At 70.8% G+C, this 23,518-nt stretch carries 22 protein-coding genes and 1 pseudogene; 10 read left to right on the forward strand and 13 right to left on the reverse strand.

Annotated features, from left to right (window positions below):
• The first annotated feature begins 60 nt into the window (after positions 1–60).
• The gene (locus VSH64_RS44555) at positions 61–975 is read left to right on the forward strand and encodes a GlxA family transcriptional regulator (protein ID WP_326568747.1); all 915 of its coding nucleotides are present in this window, start codon (positions 61–63) and stop codon (positions 973–975) included.
• A 46-nt stretch (positions 976–1,021) separates the two neighbouring features.
• Here VSH64_RS44555 and VSH64_RS44560 read toward each other — a convergent pair whose 3' ends face one another.
• The 3 genes from VSH64_RS44560 to VSH64_RS44570 all read right to left on the reverse strand — a co-directional run bounded on the left by VSH64_RS44560 (position 1,022) and on the right by VSH64_RS44570 (position 3,452).
• Positions 1,022–1,768 (reverse strand): SDR family NAD(P)-dependent oxidoreductase, encoded by a 747-nt coding sequence (locus VSH64_RS44560; RefSeq protein ID WP_326568748.1) that lies wholly within the window; start codon positions 1,766–1,768, stop codon positions 1,022–1,024.
• Positions 1,769–1,877: 109 nt separating this feature from the next.
• The gene (locus VSH64_RS44565) at positions 1,878–2,762 is read right to left on the reverse strand and encodes a LysR family transcriptional regulator (protein WP_326568749.1); all 885 of its coding nucleotides are present in this window, start codon (positions 2,760–2,762) and stop codon (positions 1,878–1,880) included.
• Positions 2,763–2,786: 24 nt separating this feature from the next.
• Positions 2,787–3,452: an alpha/beta fold hydrolase gene (locus tag VSH64_RS44570; RefSeq protein WP_326568750.1), complete on the reverse strand. Its 666-nt coding sequence runs from the start codon at positions 3,450–3,452 to the stop codon at positions 2,787–2,789.
• 124 nt (positions 3,453–3,576) lie between these two features.
• Here VSH64_RS44570 and VSH64_RS44575 point away from each other — a divergent pair, with 124 nt between their 5' ends.
• Both VSH64_RS44575 and VSH64_RS44580 read left to right on the forward strand, forming a co-directional pair.
• Positions 3,577–4,512: an ATP-binding cassette domain-containing protein gene (locus VSH64_RS44575; RefSeq protein WP_326568751.1), complete on the forward strand. Its 936-nt coding sequence runs from the start codon at positions 3,577–3,579 to the stop codon at positions 4,510–4,512.
• Entirely contained in the window at positions 4,509–5,291 is a 783-nt protein-coding gene (locus VSH64_RS44580; RefSeq protein ID WP_326568752.1) for an ABC transporter permease, read from the forward strand. Before VSH64_RS44575 ends, VSH64_RS44580 begins: the two co-directional genes overlap by 4 nt.
• Before the next feature lie 30 nt (positions 5,292–5,321).
• Here VSH64_RS44580 and VSH64_RS44585 read toward each other — a convergent pair whose 3' ends face one another.
• A complete protein-coding gene (locus VSH64_RS44585) occupies positions 5,322–8,408 on the reverse strand; it encodes a BTAD domain-containing putative transcriptional regulator (protein WP_326568753.1) in 3,087 nt (1,028 codons plus the stop codon).
• A 145-nt stretch (positions 8,409–8,553) separates the two neighbouring features.
• Between VSH64_RS44585 and VSH64_RS44590 the strand changes: the two genes are divergently transcribed.
• The 3 genes from VSH64_RS44590 (at position 8,554) to VSH64_RS44600 (ending at position 10,747) form a co-directional block, all read left to right on the forward strand.
• On the forward strand, positions 8,554–9,138 hold the full coding sequence (locus tag VSH64_RS44590) for a hypothetical protein (protein ID WP_326568754.1): 585 nt from the start codon (positions 8,554–8,556) through the stop codon (positions 9,136–9,138).
• 71 nt (positions 9,139–9,209) lie between these two features.
• Entirely contained in the window at positions 9,210–9,767 is a 558-nt protein-coding gene (locus tag VSH64_RS44595) for a hypothetical protein (protein WP_326568755.1), read from the forward strand.
• A complete protein-coding gene (locus VSH64_RS44600; protein ID WP_326568756.1) occupies positions 9,764–10,747 on the forward strand; it encodes a hypothetical protein in 984 nt (327 codons plus the stop codon). Before VSH64_RS44595 ends, VSH64_RS44600 begins: the two co-directional genes overlap by 4 nt.
• Positions 10,748–10,781: 34 nt before the next feature.
• On the opposite strand, the gene VSH64_RS44605 is transcribed toward VSH64_RS44600, so the two are convergent.
• The 3 genes from VSH64_RS44605 to VSH64_RS44615 are packed head-to-tail and all read right to left on the reverse strand — an operon-like array spanning position 10,782 to position 12,186.
• Positions 10,782–11,186 carry a VOC family protein gene (locus tag VSH64_RS44605; protein ID WP_326568757.1) on the reverse strand — a complete coding sequence of 135 codons (405 nt, stop codon included), beginning with the start codon at positions 11,184–11,186 and terminating at the stop codon, positions 10,782–10,784.
• Between the two features lie 9 nt (positions 11,187–11,195).
• Complete coding sequence (locus VSH64_RS44610) at positions 11,196–11,645, reverse strand: helix-turn-helix transcriptional regulator (RefSeq protein ID WP_326568758.1); 450 nt, start codon at positions 11,643–11,645, stop codon at positions 11,196–11,198.
• Between the two features lie 19 nt (positions 11,646–11,664).
• Entirely contained in the window at positions 11,665–12,186 is a 522-nt protein-coding gene (locus VSH64_RS44615; RefSeq protein WP_326568759.1) for a GNAT family N-acetyltransferase, read from the reverse strand.
• Positions 12,187–12,228: 42 nt separating this feature from the next.
• Here VSH64_RS44615 and VSH64_RS44620 point away from each other — a divergent pair, with 42 nt between their 5' ends.
• Together VSH64_RS44620 and VSH64_RS44625 are read left to right on the forward strand one after the other, a co-directional pair.
• Positions 12,229–12,789, forward strand: a complete 561-nt coding sequence (locus VSH64_RS44620) for a helix-turn-helix domain-containing protein (protein WP_326568760.1) — start codon at positions 12,229–12,231, stop codon at positions 12,787–12,789.
• Between the two features lie 33 nt (positions 12,790–12,822).
• Entirely contained in the window at positions 12,823–13,689 is an 867-nt protein-coding gene (locus VSH64_RS44625; protein ID WP_326568761.1) for a hypothetical protein, read from the forward strand.
• A gap of 345 nt (positions 13,690–14,034) precedes the next feature.
• Here VSH64_RS44625 and VSH64_RS48590 read toward each other — a convergent pair.
• From VSH64_RS48590 to VSH64_RS44650, 5 genes and pseudogenes are all read right to left on the reverse strand, one after another.
• A pseudogene (locus VSH64_RS48590) lies at positions 14,035–14,265 on the reverse strand (transposase); the annotation flags it as partial.
• Between the two features lie 462 nt (positions 14,266–14,727).
• Positions 14,728–15,717, reverse strand: coding sequence for an LLM class F420-dependent oxidoreductase (locus VSH64_RS44635; protein ID WP_326568762.1), 990 nt, complete (start codon positions 15,715–15,717; stop codon positions 14,728–14,730).
• 54 nt (positions 15,718–15,771) lie between these two features.
• Complete coding sequence (gene ligD / locus VSH64_RS44640) at positions 15,772–17,358, reverse strand: non-homologous end-joining DNA ligase (protein ID WP_326568763.1); 1,587 nt, start codon at positions 17,356–17,358, stop codon at positions 15,772–15,774.
• A 37-nt stretch (positions 17,359–17,395) separates the two neighbouring features.
• A complete protein-coding gene (ctaD, locus tag VSH64_RS44645; protein WP_326568764.1) occupies positions 17,396–19,147 on the reverse strand; it encodes an aa3-type cytochrome oxidase subunit I in 1,752 nt (583 codons plus the stop codon).
• A 72-nt stretch (positions 19,148–19,219) separates the two neighbouring features.
• Positions 19,220–19,738 carry a MarR family winged helix-turn-helix transcriptional regulator gene (locus VSH64_RS44650; protein WP_326568765.1) on the reverse strand — a complete coding sequence of 173 codons (519 nt, stop codon included), beginning with the start codon at positions 19,736–19,738 and terminating at the stop codon, positions 19,220–19,222.
• Positions 19,739–19,822: 84 nt separating this feature from the next.
• Between VSH64_RS44650 and VSH64_RS44655 the strand changes: the two genes are divergently transcribed.
• Positions 19,823–20,464, forward strand: coding sequence for an FMN-dependent NADH-azoreductase (locus VSH64_RS44655; RefSeq protein ID WP_326568766.1), 642 nt, complete (start codon positions 19,823–19,825; stop codon positions 20,462–20,464).
• Positions 20,465–22,197: 1,733 nt separating this feature from the next.
• On the opposite strand, the gene VSH64_RS44660 is transcribed toward VSH64_RS44655, so the two are convergent.
• On the reverse strand, positions 22,198–22,728 hold the full coding sequence (locus tag VSH64_RS44660) for a GNAT family N-acetyltransferase (protein WP_326568767.1): 531 nt from the start codon (positions 22,726–22,728) through the stop codon (positions 22,198–22,200).
• A 175-nt stretch (positions 22,729–22,903) separates the two neighbouring features.
• Between VSH64_RS44660 and VSH64_RS44665 the strand changes: the two genes are divergently transcribed.
• Positions 22,904–23,512 (forward strand): hypothetical protein, encoded by a 609-nt coding sequence (locus VSH64_RS44665; RefSeq protein ID WP_326568768.1) that lies wholly within the window; start codon positions 22,904–22,906, stop codon positions 23,510–23,512.
• Positions 23,513–23,518: the final 6 nt, after the last annotated feature.

Raw genomic sequence — 23,518 nt, forward strand, 5'->3', positions numbered from 1 at the left:
GTTTCCCCGGCCCGCGCTCACCGCGCCGGCCGGGGAGACCTCGCCGGTAGCGTCGCCCGAATGACGAGGGTGGTGTTCCTGCTGGCTCCCGAGGCGTACCTGCTGGACATCGCGGGCGCGGCCGACGTGTTCCTCGCCGCGCGCTCGCTCGGCCTGCCGTACGAGCTGTCCTACTTCGCCGACGAACCCGACGTGCCCACCGCCGAGGGCCTGCCGGTGCGCGCCTCGACCCGCGTGCCCGTGCTAGGCCGCGACGACATCCTCCTGGTGCCTGGCGGAGCCGGCTTCACCCCGGGCGTGGCGCCGGAGATGCGGGGCGGGCTCGACCTGCTGCGCGTGCACCACTCCGCGGGTGGTCTCGTGGCGAGCGTCAGCGCCGGCACCGTCGCGCTCGCCGAGGCCGGCCTGCTTGACGGCCACCGCTGCACCACCCACCACGACCTGCAGGACGACCTCGCCCTGCAGTACCCGGCCACGACCGTGGTCCGCGACGTGCTCTACGTCGTCGACGGCCGCGTCGCGTCCTCCGCCGGCATGGCCAGCGGCATCGACCTGGCGCTGCAACTCGTCGCCTCCGCCCACGGCCCGGGTGTCGCCGGACGCATCGCGCGCTCGCTCGTGGTCTACGCGCGCCGCAACGGCCAGCAACCCGTGACCGGCCTGCTGCGCCACCGCAACCACCTGTCCGACCTCGTGCACCGCCTGCAGGACCTCCTCGAAACGCGCTACGCCGAACCGCTGCGCCTCTCGTCGCTGGCTCGTGAGCTCGGCTGCAGCGAGCGCACGGTCACGCGCCACTTCGTCGACGCCGTCGGCATGACTCCGCTGCGGTACCAGCAGATGCTGCGGCTGGAACACGCCGAGCACCTCCTGGCCGACGGTTCGACGCTGGAGGCCGCGGCGCGCAGCGCGGGGTTCGCGGACTCACGGGCGCTGCGGTCGTTGCGGAAATCCCGGGAACTCCAGCACCAGTAGCTCGATGCGCCGCCGAGGTGGGCCCGCGGGCCCACCTCGGAAACCCTTACACCGCAACCCGTCCGCCGTCCACGGGCAGGACCGCGCCGTGGATGAAGCTCGCGCCGCCGGTGACCAGGAAGACGATCGCCGCCGCGATCTCCTCCGGGCTCGCGGGGCGGCCGGCGGGCGCGAGAGACGCGAGCTGGTCGAGGTTCTCGCCCATCGAGGCCGTGCCGGCGGTGCGGGTCGGGCCGGGGCTCACGGCGTTCACGCGCACGCCCTGCGGGCCGAACTCCGCGGACCACGACTTGGTGAGCAGTTCGAGCGCCGCCTTGCTGGAGCCGTAGAGGCCCATGCCCGCGGCGCCGAACTCGGCGACCATGGTGGACACGTTCACGATCGAACCCGTGCCGCGCGCGGCCATCGCCGGGGCGAGAGCGGCCACGAGGAAGTACGGGGCCTTCACGTTCAGCGAGTACACCGCGTCGAAGTCCGGCTCCGTGGTGTTTTCCGTGGGGCCGAAGGGAAACATGCCGGCGCTGTTCACCAGCACGTCCACGCGTCCGGTCACCGCCAGCGCGCGCGAAGCGAGGTCGCGTGCCGAAGCCGCGTCGGCGAGGTCGGAGGCCAGGAAGGCGGCCTGCCCGCCGTCGGCCACGATCTCCTTCACCACCTGCTCGCCGCGGTCGGCGTCGCGGCCGCTCACCAGCACGTGGGCGCCGAGCTTCGCCAGCGCCACCGCCGTGGCGCGGCCGATGCCGCTGGTGGCGCCGGTGACCAGAGCGGTGGTGCCCGACAGTTCTGCGGTCATTTTCAGTCACTTCTTCCGGGTCCGGCCGCGCCGTGGTGCGCGGTCGTCCCGTACAAGCGAAATCCCCCGATCAGCCTTCCGACCTGGCGATACCGCTGCCTTATGCCCCCTATAAGACGTCCAGTGCGGCCACCAGGTGCCCGAGGTCACGCCGGTGCGAAGACGCCGGCCACACCGCCCACGTCCGGCGCACGAGGGGCGCGCCGACCAGCCGGCACCAGGCGAGGTGCCCGGGCACGGGCTGCGTCCAGTTCGGCGGCGCGAGCGTGAACGCGCCACCCGTGCTCACGGCGGCGAACTTCAGCTCGGAGATCAGCGAGTGGCCCGCGGTGGGGTCGGGGCCGATTTCGAGGCCGTGGGAGCGGAACACGGCGACGACCTCGTCGTACCAGGCCGGGCTGCCCTCGCGCGGGAACCCGATCCACTCGAGCCCGGCCAGCGCGTCGAGCCGCACGCCGTCGGGGCCGGCGAGCCGATCGGCCTGCTCCTTCGCCAGCAGCACGCCCAGCTTCTCCTCCAGCACGAGCATCGCGTCGAGTTCGGGGCCGACGGGGTGCTCACGCACCAGGCCGAGCTCCAGCTCACCCTTCTTCAGCAGCGCGAACTGCCCGGTGGTCGACGCGTGCACCACCTGCGCGCGCGTGTCCGGGAACGCCGTGGCTAGCTCGGCGAGCGCCCGCGACATGAGGTCCGGCGGCAGCTCCAGCGGCATGCCGACCCGGAGCACGCTGCCCGACGTGTGGCGCGCCACCGCGGCCACGGCCTGGTCGTGGCGCGCCAGCACGGCTCGTGCCTCGGCCGCCAGCGTCATCCCGGCGTCCGTCGGCTGCACGCCCGCGTTGCCGCGGACCAGCAGCTGCACGCCGAGCTGACGCTCCAGCGACTGCACCGTCTGCGTCACCGACGGCTGGCTCACGTGCAGCCGGCGAGCGGCCGCGGACAGCCCGCCTTCCTCGACCACCGCGACGAACGCGCGCATCTCCCTGATCTCCACGCCGCTATCGCACCATGGCCCGGGTCAGCCCGCGTCGAGCACGATGCGCAGCAGCTCGTCCGGCGCGTCGCGCATGAGGTCGTGTTTGCCGTCGAGGGCGTGCACGGTCCACAGTGGATCGTCGAGCAGCCGCTCGTACGTCGGCCGGAACGGCGAGCCACCGTCCCACTCCTTCGCGTACACGTAGTCGCGGCGGCGGAACCGGCTGAGGTCCGCGGAGAGCCGGATGCCCTGCAGGAACGACGCCAGCGGGTGCGCCGAGGCGCGCGGGTCGAAGAACGGCAGCGGCGGCACGGCGTACCCGGTCTCGGCGACGCCGAGGTACCACTCGCGCTGGCGGTCGTCGGTGAGCTGCCAGCAGGACTCGCCGTCGCGCGGCACGAAGGCGTCCACGTACACCAGTGCGTCGACCAGGTCCGGCACGCGATCGGCGGCGCCGGTGATCACCATGCCGCCGTAGCTGTGGCCCACCAGCACGGCGTTCTCCACGCGCTCGGCCTCCAGCGTGCCCACGAGGTCCTCGATGTGGGTGTCGAGGTTCACGCCCGCGTGCAGCAGGTGCCGGCGCTCGCTGAGCCCGGTGAGCGTGAGCGGCAGCACGCGGTGGCCGCCTTCGCGCAGCTGCGCCGTGAGCCGCTCGAAGCACCAGCCGCCGTGGCAGGCGCCGGGCACGAGCACGTAGGTCGTCATGGCGACCACGCTAAAGGCGGCCCGGACAGATGCCAAGCGGTCGTGTCAGCTCCGTGTCAGCGCGAGCGAAGGGCCGTGTCAGGCCGATCGGCGACGGTGGTCGCACCACGGAGAAAGAAGGGCCATGACCACCACCTCAGCCATCTCGGCGACCGGCTTGCGCAAGGCCTACGGCGACCAGACGGTGCTCGACGGCATCGACCTCGACGTCGCCGAGGGGAGTGTGTTCGCCCTGCTCGGACCCAACGGCGCCGGCAAGACCACCACCGTGCAGATCCTCTCCACGCTGCTCGACCCCGACGCCGGGCAGGTGCGCGTGGCCGGGCACGACCTCGCGACCGACGCCGACGGGGTGCGCACCGCGATCGGCGTGACGGGCCAGTTCTCGGCCGTCGACGAGCTGCTCACCGGCACCGAGAACCTGCGGCTCATGACCGACCTGCACCACCTGTCCCAGACCGCCGGCCGCCGGCGCGTGGCCGAGCTGCTGGAGCAGTTCGACCTGGTCGACGCCGGGCGCAAGCTCGTGTCCACCTATTCCGGCGGCATGCGCCGGCGCCTCGACCTGGCGATGAGCCTGGTCGGCGTGCCGCGCGTCATCTTCCTCGACGAGCCCACCACCGGCCTCGACCCGCGCAGCCGGCGCACGATGTGGACGATCATCCGGCAGCTCGTGGCCGGTGGCGTCACGGTTTTCCTCACCACGCAGTACCTGGAGGAAGCCGACCAGCTCGCCGACCGGATCGCCGTGCTCGACCACGGCCGGCTCGTCGCGCAGGGCACCGCCGACGAGCTCAAGCGCCTCATCCCGGGCGGCCACGTGCGGCTGCGCTTCGCCGACGGGACCACCCTGTCCTCGGCCGCGGTCCTCTTCCCGGACGGAACCCGCGACGACGACGCCCTCACCCTGCACGTCCCCAGCGACGGCGGCGTGCAGTCGCTGCGCGCCGTGCTGGACAAGCTCGACGCGGCCCAGCTCGACGTCGGTGAGCTGTCCGTGCACCTGCCCGACCTCGACGACGTGTTCCTCGCCCTCACCGAACGGAGCGGTCTCCGATGAGCTACGCCCTGCGTGATTCCTCGACCATGTTGCGCCGCAACCTCAAACACCTGCTGCGCTACCCGTCCATGACCATCCTGCTGCTGGTCATGCCGGTGATCTTCCTGCTGCTGTTCGTGTACGTGTTCGGCGGCACGCTCGGCGCCGGCCTCGGCACGCCGGCGGGCGGCCGCGAGGCCTACGTGAACTACGTGACGCCGGGCATCGTGATCATGGCCATCGCCGGTGCGGTGCAAGGCACCTCGATCGCCGTGGCGATGGACATGACCCAGGGCATCATCGCGCGGTTCCGCACCATGGCCATCAGCCGCGGTGCCGTGCTGACCGGGCACGTGCTCGCCAGTCTCATCCAGGCCATGTTGTGCGTGGCGGTGGTCTTCGGGCTGGCGTTCGCGATCGGCTTCCGCTCGGACGCGAGTTTCGTGGGCTGGCTGGGGATCGCCGGGATGTTGCTGCTGCTGTCCTTCGCGCTCACGTGGCTCACGGTCGCGCTCGGTCTGGTGACCAAGAGCGTGGAGAGCGCCAGCAACCTGCCGATGCCGTTGATCCTGCTGCCGTTCCTGGGCAGTGGGTTCGTGCCGACGGACTCGATGCCGGCCGCGCTGCGGTGGTTCGCCGAGTACCAGCCGTTCACCCCGGTGATGGAGACGATCCGGGCGCTCCTGCACGGCACCCCGGTCGGCTCCGAGGTCTACCTCGCCGTGGGGTGGTGCGTGCTCATCGCGGCGGGTGGGTACCTCTGGGCGCGGAAACTGTTCAGCCGCAACATCGTTCGCTGACCCGCTGCGGGCCCGGTTCTCGCCGGGCCCTCAGCCGAGCACGGACTCCACCACGGCCGTGAGTTCGGTCTCGTCGAACGCTTCCGCGCCCTCGACGTCCACGATCTTCAGCAGCCGCACCAGATCCGGCAGTGAACAGTCCGGCCCGCCACGCAATTCGTCGGCCGTCTTCAGCAGCCGGGCCGCATCGCCGGCGCGCCCGATCCGCACGGCCTGGTCCGCCACGCTCACCACGGCCTGGGCCAGGTACCCGGCGTCACCCGCGGCCAGCCGCACGGCCTCGCGCCGTTGGCGCGCCGCCGAAACCAGGTCACCGGCCTCGGCCGCCAAGTACGCCCGCGACAGCAGCACCGTCGCCTGGAACGAAGGGTGCACCGACAAGTGCCGCAGCAGCCCTTCGGCCCGGTCGAACTGGGCGCGCGCCTCGGCGGCGTCACCGCGCCAGCGCGCGATGTCCGCCTTGGCCTGCGCCAGCCCGGCGAGCGCGTCGGGATACACGACCACCGCCGCGTCACGATCGGCCTGGGCCAGCGCCGCGTCCGCGGCCTCGACGTCGCCGAGCAGCCAGTACAGCTGCGCCTGGCGCGCCCGCACCCACAGCACGTCTTCGAGCGTGCCGATCTCGGACACGACCGTGATGGCTTCGCCGTAGTGCTCGATCGCGAGCCGCAGGTCGCCGCGGCGGGCCACGAGGTCGGCGAGGGTGCCGAGCGCCAGCGACGTGCCCCAGCGTTCGCCGACGAGCCGGAACAGCCGCACGGACTCGGCGATGTCGACCTCCGCGGCCGCTTGCCCGCCACCGCCGGCCAGCATCAGCTGGGCCCGGTTCAGCCGCGCCTGCGCCCGCAGCCAGAGGTCGTCGTCCTCGATGAGCTCGGCCAGGCTGTCCAGGCTCGGGGGCGCCCCGGTTTTGAGGCCGGACAACAGTTCGTGGAGCGAAACCATGAACCGCAGCACGGGGTGGCGGGTGGTCCGGTCGCTCAGCTCCAGCGCGGCGTGCAGGTACTCGTCGGCCGAGTCGAACTCGGCGAGGCCGGCGGTCACGAACACGGCGGCGAGCGCGTTGGCGGCGGCCCGGTCCTCGGCGTCGACCTCACCCGGCACGGCCAGCGCCGCCGTGATGAGTTCCTCGCCTTCGGCCTTGTGCCCGGCCAGCAGCCAGAACCACGCGGTGGCGATCACGAGCCGCACTGCCATCGCCGCGGCGCCGGCGGCGATGCTGCCGCGCACGGCCGCGGTGAGGTTGCCGTGGTCGGCGGTGAGCCGGGCCAGCCACTCGAGCTGCTCGGCGGAGCGCAGGTGCGGATCGGCCGTCTCGGCGAACCGCGCGAACCACTCCGCGTGGGCGCGGCGCACGGCTTCGCGCTCGCCCGCCTCGTCGAGGCGTTCGGCGGCGTAGGCCTTGATCGTCTCGAGCATGCCGTAGCGCGGTTCTTCCGCGGGGGAGACGACGAGAAGCGATTTGTCGACGAGCGCGGCCAGCAGGTCGGCGGCGTCGCCGGTGTCCGCCACGGCGGCGGCCGCCTCGGCCGTGGCGCCGCCGGAGAACCCGGCGAGCCGGCGCAGCAGCGTGCGTTCGGCGTCGGAGAGCAGCTCCCAGCTCCAGTCGACGACCGCGCGCAGCGTGCGGTGCTGCGGCATCGCGGTGCGGCTGCCGGCGTTGAGCAGGCGGAACCGGTCGTCGAGCCGCGCGGCCAGCTGCGCGACGGTGAGCGAGCGCAGGCGGGCCGCCGCCAGCTCCACGGCCAGCGGCATACCGTCGAGCGCGCGGCAGATGCGCGTGACGGCACCGACGGTGGTCTCGTCCACCTCGAACCCGGGCCGCACCGCGGCGGCCCGGTCGGCCAGCAGCCGAACCGCCGCGCACGACATGGCTTCCGGCACGCTCGCGCCTTCCGGCGGCAGCGCCAGCGGTTCCACCGGCCACAGCGCTTCGCCCGTCACGGCCAGTGGTTCCCGGCTCGTCGTGAGGATCCGCAGCCGCGGGCACTCGCCGAGCAGCCGGTCGGCCAGCTCGGCCGCGGCGTCGATCACGTGCTCGCAGTTGTCCAGCACCAGCAGCGTTTCTCGGTCGCGCAGCACACTCACGGCGCGGTCGGTGGCCGTCCCGCCGGCCACGAGGCCGAGCTGCCCCTGCTCCCGCAGGCCCAGCGCGCTGAGCACGGCCTGCGCCACGTCGGCGTCGGTGACCGTGGCGAGCGCGACGAACCAGACGTCACCGGGCGACCGGTCGAGCAGCGTGCGCGCGGTTTCCGTGGCCAGCCGCGTTTTCCCCGCGCCGCCCGGCCCGGTCAACGTGGTGAGCCGGTATTCGCCGACCAGCTTGCCGACCTGCCCCACGTCGGCGTCCCGGCCGACGAAACTGGTGAGCCCCGCGCGCAGGTTCGTGCGCACGTCGGCCGGCTCGTCCACAGTGGACTCGCGCAGGATCGCGGTGTGCAGCGCGGACAACGCCGGCGACGGATCGGCGCCGAGCTCTTCCACGAGCGTCTTGCGCAGCCGGTCGAACACCGTCAGCGCCTCCGCCGGCCGGCCCGCCGCGCAGAGCGCGCGCATCAACGCGCCGGCCAGCCGTTCGCGCAACGGGTGTTCGACCAGCAGCTCGGTGAGCTCCGCCGTGAGCTCTTCGCCTTCGATTCCGCTTCCGCCGAGCCGCAGCGCCGCCTCGGCGTGGTCTTCCACGGCCTTCAGGCGCAGCTCCGTGAGCCGCGTGACGGGGCCCTGGAAGTAGTCGCTGTCGGCGGCCAGCGGCCCGCGCCACAGGGCGAGGGCTTCGCGCAGGAGGACGACCGTTTCGGCGTCGGTCTTGTGCCGCGTCGTCGTCACGAGCTCTTCGAACCGCGTCGCGTCCACGCTCGCCGCCACCCGGTACCCGAGCGAGGTCGACTCGATCGCCACCCCGGCCCGGCGCAACCGCGACACGAGCGCCTGCAACGCGTTGGCCGTCGCCGGCGGCTGCTCACCCCACACCGCGTCGACCAACCTCGCCGCCGACACCTCACGGCCGGGCTCGAGCGCCAGCGCACTCAGCAGCGCCCGCAGCCGCGCACCGGCGATCTCGACGGGCGCGCCGTCGTCCGTCCGGACCTCCAGGGGGCCGAGCAAGCTGATCCGCACCGCTCGATTCTGCCCGGTCCCGGGCTCGGTCGCGTCGGGGAGATCCCGGATTTCCGGCTGCCGCTTTCCGGCCTTTCGCCCGGAACCACGAGCGGCCGCGCTCGGTGGTCGGTACCTTGCTCTGCGTGAGATTCCGAGGGCGACGATGACGCATCCACCGCAGCCGGGCGGGCCGTACCCCCAGCAGCCGTATCCGCAGCAGCCGTACCGGCAACCGCAGTATCCGCAGCAACAGCCGTACTCACAGCAGCAGTGGGCTCAGCCCGGCCATCCGCCGCCCGGCTACCCGCGGCAGCCCAAGAAGAAGAGCCTCTTGTGGCTCTGGATCTGCCTGGGCGTGGTGGTGGTGCTGGCGGCCGGCGTCGCGATCACGGGCTTCGTCGCGCCCGGGTTCTTCCTGAACAAGAACCACCCGGTCGGCGCGTCGCGCACGTTGCCGGAGCCGCAGTTCATGACCGAGTTGCTCGGCAAGCTCAACGTCCACGACCTCGACGGTGCCGCCGCGTACGTGTGCGAATCGGCGGACGAGAGCCCGGCGTCGCTGGTGCACGGCCACTTCGCGGATCCGCAGGCGGGGAACTATCGCGTCCGGGACGCCGAGCCGCTGCACGAGATCACGCAGTTCGTGCACGTCGACTCGGACCACTCCGGAAATTCGCTGCCGTTCAGCTCCACCTTCATGCTGCGAAAGGGGCCCGACGGCGGCTTCTGCCTCTTCGGCGTCATCTGACCGGCGGCGACACCCGGCGACAAGCCGCGTCGTTCCCGGGCGTTGGCGCGATTCGTACCTACAGTGGCCGAGTGACTACGCCAGCGCAGCACAAGCGCGAGCAGGCGACGGCGCGCGTCGCCCGGGTGCAGGAGAGCCTCCGGGCGGGGCTGGCCGCGCTGCCGGAAGCCGGGGACGAGCGCACGCGCGCCCTCGACGGCCTGGTCGACGCCGCCGAGGACCTGTTGCGCACGGAGCATGAGGTGGAGATCGCGACCGAGCAGGTGCGCGCCGCGAAGCTGGAGCAGCATCGCGCCGGCGCGCAACGGCTGGCGTTGTACCTGGCGGCGGCACCGGTCGCTGTCGGGATGGTCGCGGGTGCGCTCATGCTGTTCGGCGGGATCAGTGCGGTGTGGATCCTGCTCGCGGTGCCGCTGGTCGGCGCCGGGTTGCGGATCGCGCTCGGGCCGCTGGGGCCCACGCCACTGATGGTGGACCGGCGGCTGCGCGCGGCGTACACGGCGGCGGCCGGGGCGGGGCTCACGGCCGCGTCGCTGCTGGTCCCGGGCGCGGTGCAGGCGATCCTGGTGGTGCTGGCCGCGCTCGCCGCCGCGCTCACGGTCGTGTTCCTGGTGCAGGAGGTCCGATGACCTACTCCGAGTACTACCCCGACACCGAGTACTACGAGGAAACCGAGGAGCAGGACAGCGAGTTCGACGCGCTGTCCGACACCGTCGACGGCATGCAGGAGACCGTCGTCGACCTCGAGTCGCGCACCGGGCGTGAGCTCACCGAGCTGCGGGAGACGTTCGAGTCCTTCTCCGACGCCCAGGCCCGCCACGAATCGCGCCTCGACGTGGCCACGCGCCAGCTCGAACGGCTGCGCCAGCGGCTGCAGCTGCTCGAACGCGCGGTGCGGGTGTCGGAGAAGGTGCCGGTGGTGGACCTCGACGACGTCGGGCCCGCGTTGCGCAAGCTCGCCGCCGACGCCGAACGCCGCCACGCGCTGGCCGCGCAGCTGATGACGGCCACGCAGCGCCGGCCGTACGAAGAGGACCTCGCGCGGCTGCCGCAGGCGCGCGAAGCGTTGGCAGAGAGCGAATCCGCGCTCATCGACGTGCTCGGCGTGCTCGCGACCACGCAGCAGGGCGAGCCGCGCCGGGGCGAAGCGCAGGCGCGACTGTCCGAAGTGGTCGCCCACCGCCGCGGCGTGCTCGACCGCCGGCTGCCCGCCGCGGTGAAGGACGCCGAGGCCGCGCGCCAGATGCTCGACGCCGACGACGTCACCCGCACCCGCGTGCTGCCCCAGATCGAGAAGTCCGAACGCGACTGGGAAGAGCTGCACTCCAAGCTGCGCGAACGCATCACCGACGCCATCGGGTCCAGCGCGCTGCTGCCGGTGTGGTTCACGCACGCGTTCGGCGTCGCCCCGCCGTCCGGGGCGGCGGGGGACCGGTGGATCCGCGCGGCGACGTCGGCGCTGGCCTACCGCGTGACCCACGGCGTGGCCGACCAGGCGCTGCCGCTCGGCGAACCCCCGGCCGACGACACCGACTGGGCCCAGCCGCAGTGGTCCTGGCGCGCCCGCCTCGAGCAGGACATCGAAGAGCTCGACATCAGCGGCGACTGATCCGGCGTCGATCTGGCGTTACCCAGGCGCTTGGTCAGGCCTGGGCGATCCGGATCAGGTTGCCGGCCGGGTCGCGCACGGCGGCGTCGCGCACACCCCAGAACTGGTCGGTCGGCTCCTGCAGCACCTCGGCGCCCGGCGCGGCGGCGACCTTGGCGAACGTCTCGTCGAGGTTGTCGGTGCGCAGGTTGATCCCGCCGAGCTCGCCCTTGGCGAGCAGCGTGGCCACGGTGTCGCCGTCGGCCTTCGACCGGCCGGCGTGCGGCTGGGACAGCACGATCTCGATCTCGGGCTGGGTGTCGGTGGTGAGCGTGACCCAGCGGAAGCCGTCGTTGGCGACCTCCTTGCCGACCTTGAACCCCAGCGTGTCCCGGTAGAAGGCGACGGCCGCGTCGGGATCGTCGACGACCATGTGCACGGCGGCGATGGAAACAGTCATACCGTGAGATTAGGCGGGCGCGCCGACGGACGCTTCTCCGAAACTGCTCTCCCTCGGCGCGCCACCGGTCTTGCGCGGCCGCGAGGCCACCATCGTCTGGCACGGTGGCACCGCGGCGACGTGCCCGTGGTCGCGCGCGCGGTACGCCGAGGGCGTCTCGCCGACGAGCTCCGTGAACCGCGCCGAAAACGACCCCAGGCTCGTACACCCGACGGCGAAGCACGCTTCGGTGACGGTGTAACCGTTGCGCAGCAACGTTTTGGCGCGCTCGATGCGTCGCGTCATGAGGTAGGAGTAGGGCGTCTCGGAGTAGGCGTCGCGGAACCGGCGGCTGAAGTGCGCCGTCGACATCAGCGCGGTGCGCGCCAGCGCCGGCACGTCGAGCGGCTCGGCGTACTCGCGGTCCATGCGGTCACGGGCCCGGCGCAGTCTGCGCAGCTCGTCGAGGTCGGCGCTCATGGCACCCATTCTGCACCGCTCAGCGTGGTTCCTCCGGTGATTCGTCCGAATCGGCCACCAGCGAGCGCTGCGCCCACGCCACATCCCGCCACGCTCCGTGTTTCCACCCGATCCGCCGGTACGTGCCGATCGGCTCGAACCCGAGCGCCCGATGCAGCCCGACGCTGGGCTCGTTCGGCAACGTCATCCCCGCCACGGCCGTCCGGAACCCGCGCTCGGCCAGCCGTGCGAAGAGCGCTTCGTAGAGCGCCCGCCCGCCGCCGCTGCGTCGCCTCCCCAGCTCCAGGTACACGCTTACTTCGCACGACCAGCGATACGCCGCGCGCTCCTTGTACGGCCCGCCGTACGCGTACCCGGCCACGCGCCCGTCGATCTCCACCACGAGCCACGCGTGCGTCTTCGCGGCGCGGGTGATGCGTTCGGCCATCTGGGTGGCGGTCGGCGGCTCGGTCTCGAACGTGATGGTCGTGTTCTCGACGTACGGCGCATAGATCGCCGCGCAGGCTTCGGCGTCGCGCTCATCGGCGTCCCGGATCAGCATGAGCACTATAGTAGCGCTACTTGTTTGCTATAGTAGACTTTTGTGACGGACCCCTTGTCGACCTCGTTGGCCGAGACCCTGCGCGACGCACGCCTGGCCCACGCGCTGTCGGCGGGAACCCTGGCCGACCGCTCGGGCGTCTCCCGCGCGATGATCGGCAAGATCGAACGCGGCGAGGCGCAGCCCACGGCCGTGCTGCTGAGCCGCCTCGCCTCCGCCCTCGGCCTCACCCTCTCCGAACTCATCGCCCGCGCCGAAAGCGGCCCCGACCAGCACCTGGCCCGCCATGCCGACCAACCGACCTGGACCGACCCCGTCACCGGCTACGTCCGCCGCGCCGTCTCCCCACCCGCGCGCACCTCCACGGAACTCGTGGAGGTCTCCCTCCCGGCCGGCGCCTCGGTCAGCTTCCCGGCCGACGCGTACGCCTTCGCGGACCACCAGATCTGGGTCCTCTCCGGCCACCTCCGCTTCCTCGAAGGCGCCACCACCCACGACCTCTCCCCGGGCGACTGCCTGCAACTGGGCCGCCCGGTGGCGTGCACCTACGTGAACCCGACGGCGGAGGCCTGCCGGTACCTGGTGGTCTTGACCAAACGCTGACCTCGGGCCCTCCGCTGTCGGTACAGTCCGCACATGGGGGCCCCGACAACCGATACACCGACCCGCCGACCTCTCGGCCTGGGCGAAGCACTCGCCGTCCTCGGCGGACTCGCTTCAGGCGCCTTCGCCGCCGTCGCGTACTACACCGACCTGCGCATCCTCGCCCACTCGTTCCTGCTGTGGATCGTGCTGGTCGTCGCCGTCTCCGCCGGCTGCGGCCCGCGCCGCGCCTACGCCCGCACCGTCGCCGCCCTCCTGCCGGCCGTGGTGACCTTCTACGTCGGCAAGCAGGTCGTGTACGGCCTCAAGTACTCCGGCATGCCCTACTCGATCGACGCCCAGACGGTGCTCCTGTGGTGCACCCTCGCGCTCCTCGCGGGCACCCTCGGCCTCGCCTTCCGCTTCGTCGGCACCCCCACCCGCCCCGGCACCCTCGCCACGGCCTCCGCCCTGGGCCTGATCCTCGCGGACGCCGCCCGCGAATGGCCCCACTTCGGCACTCCCACGTTCGGGGTGTTGACGGTGCTCGCGCTCGGCGTCGTGGTGGGGCGGGGGTGCGTTCTTTGCGGCAGCTGGGGTTCGTCGCTTTGTGGACCGTGCCGTTCGCTGTGGTGGCGACGGTGTTGGTGGCTTTGCCGGATGTGCTGGAGGGCTTGGTCTGAGGGCCGGTCCGGGGTCTACAAGGGACGGTTCTTCGGCGCCCTTTCCGCTGCCACCTTGACCCGGCGAGGCACTCCTCGACGATCACGCGTGCGACGCAGACCGTGCCCACCCTATGCGAGGCCAGCCCCGCCCTGCCGAGACAAAACCCCCGCCCTCCCAGGAGGTGTCCCTAGAGTCTGTCCTGTAGGTCATCCGAGCCAGAGGATGATGGCGGCGATGGTGAGTTGGACTTGGTAGTGGGCTGCGCGTTTGGCGTAGCGGGTGGCCAGGTCGCGGAACTGTGTGAGCCTGTTGAAGCAGCGTTCGACCACGTTGGGCTGCTTGCGGGTCTCGGCGTCGAGGCCGGGTGGCCGCCCGCCGCGGGAGCCTATCGCGGCGCGGCGGGCGATTTGGTCGTCACGCTAGGGCCTGGCGAAGCGATCCGCCGTGTGCGCATCGCGTGGCGGGTGGAGGGGTGCGAGTAGGCCTTGTAAACGATCACCGTGGCGGGTCGGCATCGTGGCCGGCCCGTGCCACCTCGAGCGACCGCAATGGCCTCCAGCAGTGGACACAATTGCGGATTGTCACTGGCCTGGTCGCCGGTCAGCAACACGCGCGTCGGCAAGTCCCCGCCCGTCCACAGCAAGATGAATCTTGGTGCTTCAGCCGCCGCGGAAACGTCCGAGCCTCGTCCAAGATCCGCTGCCACGTCCCGTCAGCAGTCCACAACCGCGACCACTCGTGTGTGGTCTTCCACGGCCCATGCCGTTCCGGCAGGTCACGCCACGGTGCACGAGTGCGCAACTTCCGCGGAATCGCATTCGGGACCTGCCGATGACCCGCAACCGCCGATCCCGCTCCGACACCGGCAGCAACGGCTCAAGCCGCGCGACGCCCGATCCGTGACCTCGCCCGGCCCCGCCGAGACAAGACCCCCGCCCTCCCAAGGGGGGCGTCCCTAGTCCAGGATACCGCCCAGGGCCGACAATTTTGGCGAAACCACTCGGTAACCGGGTAGTTGTCCACAACTCGAGCTACCTGTGGACAACCCGTCCGATGCGGCTCATGAGAGCGCGCGCAAACGGGATTCTCCTGACCCGACAACCAAATAGATCGCCCAAGAGGCAACGGGCGTCAACCGGTGAACCGCACCCCCGCCAGCCGAACCGTACCCCACACGTGTGATTCCCAGCCCAGCGACGAAAACCCACAAACCAAGTCGACAGACGTCGCCAGCCGCAAAAAAACCGGCCGGCACCCCCAACAGGCACCGGCCGGCCACCAACCCCAAAAACCTCAGCTCAACTCCGGAATCACCTTCGAAGTGAACAACTCCACCCCAGACCGGTCATAAGCCGACTCCAGGAAATTGGCGATCGTGTACGTCATCCCCAACCCCTCGAGCTCCTTCAGCCGCTCCACGATCTTCTCCGGCGTACCCACCAGCAGGCCCTTGCGGTACCCGGCAACCGTGGACTCCAGAACGTCCGCAGGCAGATGCGGCTCGTAGTGCGACCGCACCCACGCGAGCCGATCCTCCACCTCCTTCTCGTTCTCGCCGATCACCACGTTGTAGTTCGCCGACCGCACGATCGATCCGAAGTCCGTGCCGACGTCCTTGCAGTGCGCCTCGAGCACGGACGACTTGTGCTTGAAGCCCTCGACGTCGCCGACGAAGTTGGTGTACTGGGCGTACTTCGCGGCGGTGCGCAGCGTCTTCTTCTCGCCGCCGCCGGCGATCCACAGGGGGATTCCGCCGTCCTGCAAGGGAAGGGGGCGGCAGATGGCGCCGTCGATCTGGTAGTGCTTGCCGTCGAGGGTGGCTTTGCCCTCGGTCCACAGCTGGCGCATGATCTGCACGCCCTCGTCGAGCATCGCGAGGCGCTCGCCGGCGCTCGGGAAGCCGTAGCCGTAGGCGAGCCACTCGTGCTCGTACCAGCCGGCGCCGATGCCCATTTCCACGCGGCCGCCGGAGATCACGTCGATGGTGGCGGCGACCTTCGCGAGGTAGGCCGGATTGCGGTAGCCCATGCAGGTGCACATCTGGCCGAGCCGCACGCGCGAAGTCGCGGCGCCGTAGGCCGCCATGAGGCTCCACGCTTCGTGCGTGGCTTCCACGTCACTCGGCACCGGCACGGTGTGGAAGTGGTCGAAAACCCAGATGGATTCGTACGGGCCCTCGTCCGCGAACCGGGCGAGGTCGAGCATGGTGGTCCAGTGGTCAGCCGGGTCGATGCCGACGAGGTCGTGGCGCCAACCCTGGGGAACGAAGAGTCCGAATCGCATGGCCCCGACCCTAGGCCTGGAGTGCGCTCCAGGTCCGGGTGAAACCGGGAAATGTCACAGCTCCGGCAGCTGCTGCTCCACACCCAGCAGCGTTTCGAACGGATCCCCGACGTCCTCGATCCGGTCGAGGACCGTCCGAATCGTCCAGTGGTCGGGCGTGAGTTCCGGATCGTCGAGCTCTTCCCAGCGCAGCGGCACGGAAACCGGCGCCCCCACGCGCGGGCGCACGCTGTAGGGCGCCACGAGCGTTTTGTTCAGCACGTTCTGCGTGTAGTCCAGCCGCGCCTTGCCGCCGCGGCGATCCTTGTGCCACGCCCAGCTCACGAGGTCCGGCAACGTGCGTCCGATCGTCTTCGACACGGTCTCGGCCCACTTGCGCGTCTCCGCATACGTGTAGCGCGGTTCCACCGGAACCCACACCTGGATCCCGCGCTGCCCCGTCACCTTCGGCAGCCCGACGAGCCCGAGGTGCTCCAGCGCGGTGCGGTGCAGGCGCGCGAGGGCGAGCACGTCGTCGAACGACGTCTCCGGCCCGGGGTCGATGTCGAACAGCGTCCACGTGGGGTGCTCGACGTCCTCGATCCGCGACGTCCACGCGTGCAGCTCGAGTGCGCCGAAGTTGGCCAGCCACGCCAGATCCGCGACGCCCTCGGGCACGAGGTACTGCTGCACGTCGTCGGCGTCGGCTTCCTCGTAGTGCCAGCGGTGCAGCCACTTCGGCGCGTGGTCGGGCACTTCCTTGTGCCAGAAGCCGGGTTTCTCGATGCCGCCGGGAAACCGGTTGGTGTTGAGCGCGCGGTTCGCGAGGTAGGGCAGCATCGTCGGGCCGACGCGCGTGTAGTAGCGGATCAGCTCGCGTTTGGTGATCGGGTCTTCGCCGTCCCGCCCGGGCACGAGCACCTTGTCGAGGTTGGTGAGCGCGAGCTTGCGGCCCGCGACGGCCCAGGAGCCCTTCATGCCCAGCTCGCCGAGCGCGTCGAGCTCGGCCTCGGACGCGGGCCGGAACACCGGCTTGAGCTTCTGCTCCGCCTCGGCGGCGGGCAGGTCGCCGCGCCACAACGCCGGGGGAGCGGCCTTGATCTCGTCGTTGGTGAGCCCGCTCTTCACCGACTTCGGGTGGTCCTCGGCGTCCCAGCCGGCAGTGGCGTGGTCGTCCTGCTTGTGCAGCAGCAGCCACTGCTTGCCGTCGCCGTCGCGGCTGGGGTGGATGAGCACGAACCGGCCGGCGAGCTTTTCGCCGAACAGGTCGAAGTGCAGGTTGCCGTCGGCCAGCGCCTGCTCGGGGTCGTCGGTGTCCACGGCCTCCCAGGTGCCGCGGTCCCACACGATCACGTCGCCGCCGCCGTACTCGCCGCGCGGGATCACGCCCTCGAAATCGGCGTATTCGAGCGGGTGGTCCTCCACGTGCACGGCCATGCGCCGCACCTTGGGGTCGAGCGTCGGACCCTTCGGCACGGCCCAGCTGATGAGCACACCGCTCAGTTCGAGCCGCAGGTCGTAGTGCCGGCGACGCGCGCGGTGGCGTTGCACCACGAAGCGGTTTCCCGGCGAGGCGGCCGCGTCGGCGCCCGCGGGCTCGGCGGTGCGCTCGAAGTCGCGCATCTCCCGGTACTTCTTGAGCCGCTGCGCCGCAGAGTCCATGGTCCGCCCTCCTCAAGGCAGCGTAGGACACTTTCGATCAGCGGTCCTGGTTACGCGGCGGGGTGAGGGCGTCGGTCGCGGCCTCGCTGGGCATCGAGCGGTGCCGGCCACCGCGTTTCACGTGGCCCTCTTCGCGCAGGCGCTCGACCATGTGCGGGTAGTGCAGCTCGAACGCGGGACGTTCGGACCGGATCCGCGGCAGCTCCAGGAAGTTGTGCCGCGGCGGCGGGCAGGTGGTGGCCCATTCGAGGGAGTTGCCGTAGCCCCAGGGGTCGTCGGTGTCGACGCGGGCGCCGAAGCGGTAGCTCTTCACCACGTTCCAGATGAACGGCAGCACCGAAGCACCCAGCATGAACGCCCCGATCGTGGAAATGGTGTGCATGAGGGTGAAGCCGTCGCTGGGCAGGTAGTCGGCGTAGCGGCGCGGCATGCCGGCGTCGCCGAGCCAGTGCTGGATCAGGAACGTGGTGTGGAAGCCGATGAACGTCGTCCAGAAGTGCCACTTGGCCAGCGGTTCGTCGAGCATGCGGCCGGTGATCTTGGGGAACCAGAAGTAGATGCCGGCGAACGTGGCGAACACGATGGTGCCGAACAGCACGTAGTGGAAGTGGGCGACGACGAAGTACGAGTCGTGCACGTGGAAGTCGAGTGCCGGCGCGGCCAGGATCACGCCCGTGAGGCCGCCGAGCAGGAACGTCACGAGGAAGCCGATGGACCACAGCATCGGCGATTCGAACGTGAGCTGGCCCCGCCACATCGTGCCGACCCAGTTGAAGAACTTGATTCCCGTGGGCACGGCGATGAGGAACGTCATGAACGAGAAGAACGGCAGCAGCACGGCACCGGTCGCGAACATGTGGTGCGCCCACACCGTGGCCGAGAGGCCGGTGATCGCGATCGTCGCGAACACCATCGTCCGGTAGCCGAACAGCGGTTTGCGGCTGAAGACCGGGATGATCTCCGTGACGATGCCGAAGTACGGCAGCGCGACGATGTAGACCTCGGGATGGCCGAAGAACCAGAAGAGGTGCTGCCAGAGGATGGCGCCGCCGTTGGCCGGGTCGAACACGTGCGCGCCGATATGTCGGTCGGCGAGCAGGCCGAACAGCGCGGCCGTGAGGATCGGGAACGCGAGCAGGATCAGTACGCCGGTGAGCAGGATGTTCCAGGTGAAGATGGGCATCCGCCACATCGTCATACCGGGGCAGCGCAGCGTGACGATGGTCGTCACCATGTTCACCGCGCCCAGGATCGTGCCGAGCCCCGACACGATCAGCCCGGCCACCCACAGGTCACCGCCGATACCGGGGGAGTGGATCGCGTTCGACAGCGGTGTGTAGGCGGTCCAGCCGAAGTCGGGCGGGCCGCCCGGCGTCACGTAGCTGCTGATCACGATCAACCCGCCGAACAAGTACAGCCAGTAGGAGAACGCGTTGAGCCGCGGGAACGCGACGTCCGGCGAGCCGATCTGCAGCGGCACGATGAAGTTGGCGAAGCCGAAGAGGTTCGGGGTCGCGTAGAGCAGCAGCATGATCGTGCCGTGCATGGTGAAGAGCTGGTTGTACTGCTCGGGTGACAGGAACTGCATGCCGGGCTGTGCGAGCTCCGCGCGCATCAGCAGCGCGGTGAGGCCGCCGACGAGGAAGAACGCGAACGACGTCGTGAGGTAGAGGACACCGATCGTCTTGTGGTCCGTGGTGCGGGCGAGCTGGACGATCAGGCCGCCCTTCGGGCCGCGCCACGCCGGCCGCAGCGGAACAGGAACGGGCCTGGTCACGGTGTCGGCCATCGATCCTCCCCTCGGGCGTACCCATTGTGGGCGCGCTCGGGGGGAACGGACGGGGCCGGTTTTTCAGCGGGCCTACCGCGCGCTGACGTCGCCCTTGACGCAGGACTGCACGAGCGTCTGGCCGGCCTCGTCGGCGCCGGCGCAGGCCTCGACGTCCGTGGTGGCGGTGGCCTGCTGGAGGAGGCAGTAGAGCTCTTCGCGCTGGTCGGGGGTGAGACCGCCGAGAACTTCGTCCTCCACCGCGGCCAAGGCGAACTCGGCCTTCGCCAGCTTCTTCGCGCCGACGTCGGTGAGCTCCACCACGTGCCGGCGCCGGTCCTCGGGCGATCGGCGGCGCTCCACGAGGTTGTCGGCTTCGAGGTCGTTGAGCAGGCCCACGAGGTTGGTGCTGTCGATGCCGAGGGTGGCCGCGAGCGCCTGCTGGGTGCTGCTGCCGTGGTCGCGCAGCACGGTGAGCGTGAGCAGGTGACGCGGCCGCAGGTTCATCGGCGTCAGCACCGACTCCGCCCGCGTCCGCACCCGCCGCGACAGGTGGTCGAGCAGGGCGCCGCACCGGTGGGGCGGCTGGTTGACGACCGGGAGCGAGGCCATGTGTCCAGTATACGAGAAGTCGCGAGTCGTCCATGTGCTATAAATGGTTTGCCTAACACCAACGATCTATGGACGGCGAACGAGATGCCTCACCTTCTCCACATCGACTCCAGCATCACCGGTGACCGCTCGGTCAGCCGAGCCCTCAGCGCCCGCGCGGCCGCCGCCTGGCGCGCCGCCCACCCCGGCGGCACGGTCACCTACCGCGACCTGGGCGCCAACCCCGTCCCGCACTTCGACTCCGCGTCCGGCCTCGCCCGCATGGTGGCCGCCGACGAGCGCACCCCGGAGCAGAACGAGTCCTGGAAGCTCACCGAAGAGCTCATCGCCGAGGTCCGCGACGCCTCGACGGTCCTGCTCGGCCTGCCCCTCTACAACTACGGCGCCCCGAGCGTCATCAAGTCCTGGGTCGACCACCTCATCGCCCCCGGCTTGTCCTTCGACCCCACCACGGGCACCGGCCTCCTCGACGGCCGCGAGTTCCTCGTCCTCGCCACCCGCGGCGGTGGCTACGCCGAAGGCACCCCCCGCTTCGGCTGGGACCACGCCGAACCCTGGCTCCCCCATGGCCTCGCCATCACCGGCCTGGAGCCCCGATTCATCGCGGCGGAACTGACGCTGGCGGACTCCAACCCGGCGATGGCGGATCTGCGCGATCTGGCGGCGGAGAGCCGGGCGGCGGCGGAGAGGGAGATCGATGAGCTTTGGGCGCCGGTGAAGGCGTAGGTTTTCGGGCTTCTTTGGGCTCTGGCTTGAGTTGCCGGGTTGCCGGGTTGCCGGGTTGCCGGGTTGCCGGGTTGCGGGCTGGTGGCTTGACTCAGGTCGCCTTGCCGCCTTGCCGCCTTGCCGCCTTGCCGCCTTGCCGCCTTGCCGCCTTGCCGCCTTGCCGCCTTGCCGCCTTGCCGCCTTGCCGCCTTGCCGCCTTGCCGCCTTGCCGCCTTGCCGCCTTGCCGCCTTGCCGCCTTGCCGCCTTGCCGCCTTGGCAGCGGTGGCCGCTGGACCGGCCGGGCGCGTTCCCTCGGGCGCGGCTGGTGCGGCCAGGATTGGTTCGACCCAGCTCGACGCAGCTCGGTCTGACCCGGCCCATGTCAATCTGGTCTGGCTTGGTGTGAGTGCCTCGGCCCGGGCTTGCTCGGCTCCGGCCGGCCTGGCTCGGCCCGGCTGCTTCGACACGGCTGGCCAGGTCGGTCTGGCCTACCCCGAGCCCGGGCAGCCCGACCTGACTGGCACTGCCGGCTCGAACGGTCGGCCAGGCCTGGCCGACTTGGCCCGACCAGGGCCGGCTCGGCCGAGTTCGGCCCGGCATGGCTTGGTCTGGCTTGGCTCGCCTGTCTCAGCCCGGCGGCCCAAGTCGACCGGGTCGAATTGGCGAGGCTCGGTCTGGCTGAGCCAGGCTGGGCATGCTCAGCCGCTTGGCCGGTCGGCTCGGCCTGCCTAGTTGGCCCGACCAGGGGTGACTCAGCGGAGCTCGGGCTGGCTCGGCTTGGCTTTAGCCGGGTGCCTCGACCTAGCTGGATCGGTCGGGCCAGCTCAGCCCGCCTGACTGAGCATGCTTAACCCGCCTGGCCGGCAGTATGGCCTGGCTGGTCCGACCAGTGCTGCCTCGGCCCGGCGGCCCGGGTCGAGGCAGGCCCATTCGGCGAGACTCCGCCAGGCCCCTCGGCCCCTCGGCCCCTCGGCCCCTCGGCCGGCCGGCCGAGGGGCTGGGCCTGGCCGGTTGGCCGAGGGGCTGGGCCTGGCCGGTTGGCCGAGGGGCTGGGCCTGGCCGAGTTCGGGTCTGGCTCGGCTTGACATGGCCCCGCCTGCCTCAGCCCGGCGGCCCGGCCCGACCTGGCTGCCTGCCGGGGCTCGGTCTGGCTTGGCCACGCCCGGGCTCGGCCGGCGTTCTGGCTCTGTCCAGCCCCAGCTCGGTCGGCGCCCAACTGGCCCATCTGGCTCGGCTTCAGCCGGTTCGGCTCGAGCTGCCGCGACCAGCTCGCCACGGTCCTCGCGGGGGAGACCGTGGCGAGCTTCTTTCACTCGGTCTGGGCATCCATAGTGGACATGCACCGAGGTCGGTACTTCGAGGCCTTCGTGGTTTGTCGTGAGAGCCGTCGCCTGGCCACTGGATCATCCGACACAGCTGAACACTTCAGTCCGCGCCGCAGGAGACGACGGCGTCTGCCGCTGCGGCACCGCGGGAGTCCGCACCGTCTGAACCTCGGCCTCTGTAGTGGTGCCGTGCCGCTTTGAGCTGCAGGCTGAAGCCGCAATTGTGCCCCGTGGCCTGTACCGGTGAGCCTCGATGTCTGCGCGTTGCGGCCGAGCTGGGCAGCCGCGCTGGCTCCCGTGCTGGCGAATGCGGGTTCGACCCGACCTCTTGACGAGCCTGCCTGGCCGGGGGCGGAAGTGCTTTCCCTTCCGTTCGCCCGGAATTCACCGAAGCGAACTCCGGAGCGAACGGGTCAGCGCGGGATCGGCTAGAGGATGTCGCTGTGGCGGATGCGGTACACCTGCAGCCGGAGGTCGTAGTACTTGGTGGTTTCGCCGACCCACTGCATGCCGAGGCGTTTGGCGGTGGCGATGGCGCGCGTGTTGGAGGGGCGGGCGACGGCGAAGAGTTCTTCGGTGTCCTGGGTGAAGGCCCACTCGATCAGCGCGCGCGCCGACTCCGTGGCGTAGCCCTGGCCCCAGGCGTCCGGGTGGAGCTGCCAGCTGAGCTCCAGGTCTTCCTGGAACGGCGGCAGCAACCGGATCCCGAGCCCACCCACGACGGCGCCGTCGGACGCGCGCTCGACGGCCCAGCGCCCGCGCGGCGGCGCGAGGTTCGGCTGGGCCTCCTGCCACGCGTGCAGCACCGATCGCATCGCGGCGACGTCGGTGACGCGGTCCATCGCGGGCGTGAGCCAGTGGGTGACCTCGTCAGTACCGTAAATCCGGAACGCGGCTTCGGCGTCGTCAGTCGACCAGTCCCGGATCACGAGGCGGTCGGTGGCCAGAGGCAAGTTCATGGCTGAACGGTACGCCGAAACGCCCCTCCACAGGCGGGTGATCCGCGGCACCCGGCACGGGCCGTGGACCGTCGGCGGTCCTCTGTTCTTCCCAGTCGGCTTCCTCGTCGGCTTCCTCTTCGCCTCCTGACTCGATCGTCACGGCTTCCTCACAACCTCCTGCCACGCTCGCAACGTGCGTTCAACCGTCTCCTTCCTCGTCGCCGGCGCCGCGTTCGTCCTGCTCAGCGCCTGTTCCGGCTCGCCCGCCGCCCCGCAGGTCGCCACGCTCGACACGGGCAGCGCCTCCGCGGGCGCTCCCGCTTCGTCAACCACCACGGCCAACACCGATGCCGACGCCGGCCGTCCGCAGCTGCGCCTCGACAGCTCGCCCGACGAGCGGCAGGCCTACTGGGACGCCTACGATTCCTGCCTCCGCACCAACGGCCACGCCGTCCTCAATGGACGGAGCACCCACTCCGGCCCTGTCGGTGGCCCGGGCAGCCAGCCCGCCCTCGACATGAACGACGACAGCCCACAGTCGAAGAAAGCCGAGGAGGTCTGCAAAGGCAAGTTGCCGCTGCAGCCGCCCGAGCTCTCGCCGCGGACCAACCCGAAGTTCAACGACCAGTTCCACGACATGGTCAAGTGCATGACCGACAAGGGCGCCCACGTGCACGTCGCCCCCGACACCAGCGTCGACCCGGACGGTCTCACCTGGCAGATCGACGACGGCTCGTCCGACACCTACGACAACCTCGACAAGCTCGCCGACGACTGCCAGCTGCAGGCGTTCTCGAAGTAGGTCGAG

Source organism: Amycolatopsis rhabdoformis, from assembly GCF_035918295.1.
GTDB classification, from domain to species: domain Bacteria; phylum Actinomycetota; class Actinomycetes; order Mycobacteriales; family Pseudonocardiaceae; genus Amycolatopsis; species Amycolatopsis rhabdoformis.

Bases quoted from the DNA above. Each gene is read 5' to 3' on its own strand.
- VSH64_RS44575 (WP_326568751.1), top strand. From the start codon at position 3,577: ATGACCACCACCTCAGCCATCTCGGCGACCGGCTTGCGCAAGGCCTAC.
- VSH64_RS44625 (WP_326568761.1), top strand. From the start codon at position 12,823: ATGGGGGCCCCGACAACCGATACACCGACCCGCCGACCTCTCGGCCTG.
- VSH64_RS44570 (WP_326568750.1), bottom strand. From the start codon at position 3,452: ATGACGACCTACGTGCTCGTGCCCGGCGCCTGCCACGGCGGCTGGTGC.
- VSH64_RS44555 (WP_326568747.1), top strand. From the start codon at position 61: ATGACGAGGGTGGTGTTCCTGCTGGCTCCCGAGGCGTACCTGCTGGAC.
- VSH64_RS44655 (WP_326568766.1), top strand. From the start codon at position 19,823: ATGCCTCACCTTCTCCACATCGACTCCAGCATCACCGGTGACCGCTCG.
- VSH64_RS44615 (WP_326568759.1), bottom strand. From the start codon at position 12,186: ATGCTGATCCGGGACGCCGATGAGCGCGACGCCGAAGCCTGCGCGGCG.
- VSH64_RS44590 (WP_326568754.1), top strand. From the start codon at position 8,554: ATGACGCATCCACCGCAGCCGGGCGGGCCGTACCCCCAGCAGCCGTAT.
- VSH64_RS44580 (WP_326568752.1), top strand. From the start codon at position 4,509: ATGAGCTACGCCCTGCGTGATTCCTCGACCATGTTGCGCCGCAACCTC.
- ctaD (WP_326568764.1), bottom strand. From the start codon at position 19,147: ATGGCCGACACCGTGACCAGGCCCGTTCCTGTTCCGCTGCGGCCGGCG.
- VSH64_RS44605 (WP_326568757.1), bottom strand. From the start codon at position 11,186: ATGACTGTTTCCATCGCCGCCGTGCACATGGTCGTCGACGATCCCGAC.
- VSH64_RS44600 (WP_326568756.1), top strand. From the start codon at position 9,764: ATGACCTACTCCGAGTACTACCCCGACACCGAGTACTACGAGGAAACC.
- VSH64_RS44635 (WP_326568762.1), bottom strand. From the start codon at position 15,717: ATGCGATTCGGACTCTTCGTTCCCCAGGGTTGGCGCCACGACCTCGTC.
- VSH64_RS44560 (WP_326568748.1), bottom strand. From the start codon at position 1,768: ATGACCGCAGAACTGTCGGGCACCACCGCTCTGGTCACCGGCGCCACC.
- VSH64_RS44610 (WP_326568758.1), bottom strand. From the start codon at position 11,645: ATGAGCGCCGACCTCGACGAGCTGCGCAGACTGCGCCGGGCCCGTGAC.
- VSH64_RS44650 (WP_326568765.1), bottom strand. From the start codon at position 19,738: ATGGCCTCGCTCCCGGTCGTCAACCAGCCGCCCCACCGGTGCGGCGCC.
- VSH64_RS44660 (WP_326568767.1), bottom strand. From the start codon at position 22,728: ATGAACTTGCCTCTGGCCACCGACCGCCTCGTGATCCGGGACTGGTCG.
- ligD (WP_326568763.1), bottom strand. From the start codon at position 17,358: ATGGACTCTGCGGCGCAGCGGCTCAAGAAGTACCGGGAGATGCGCGAC.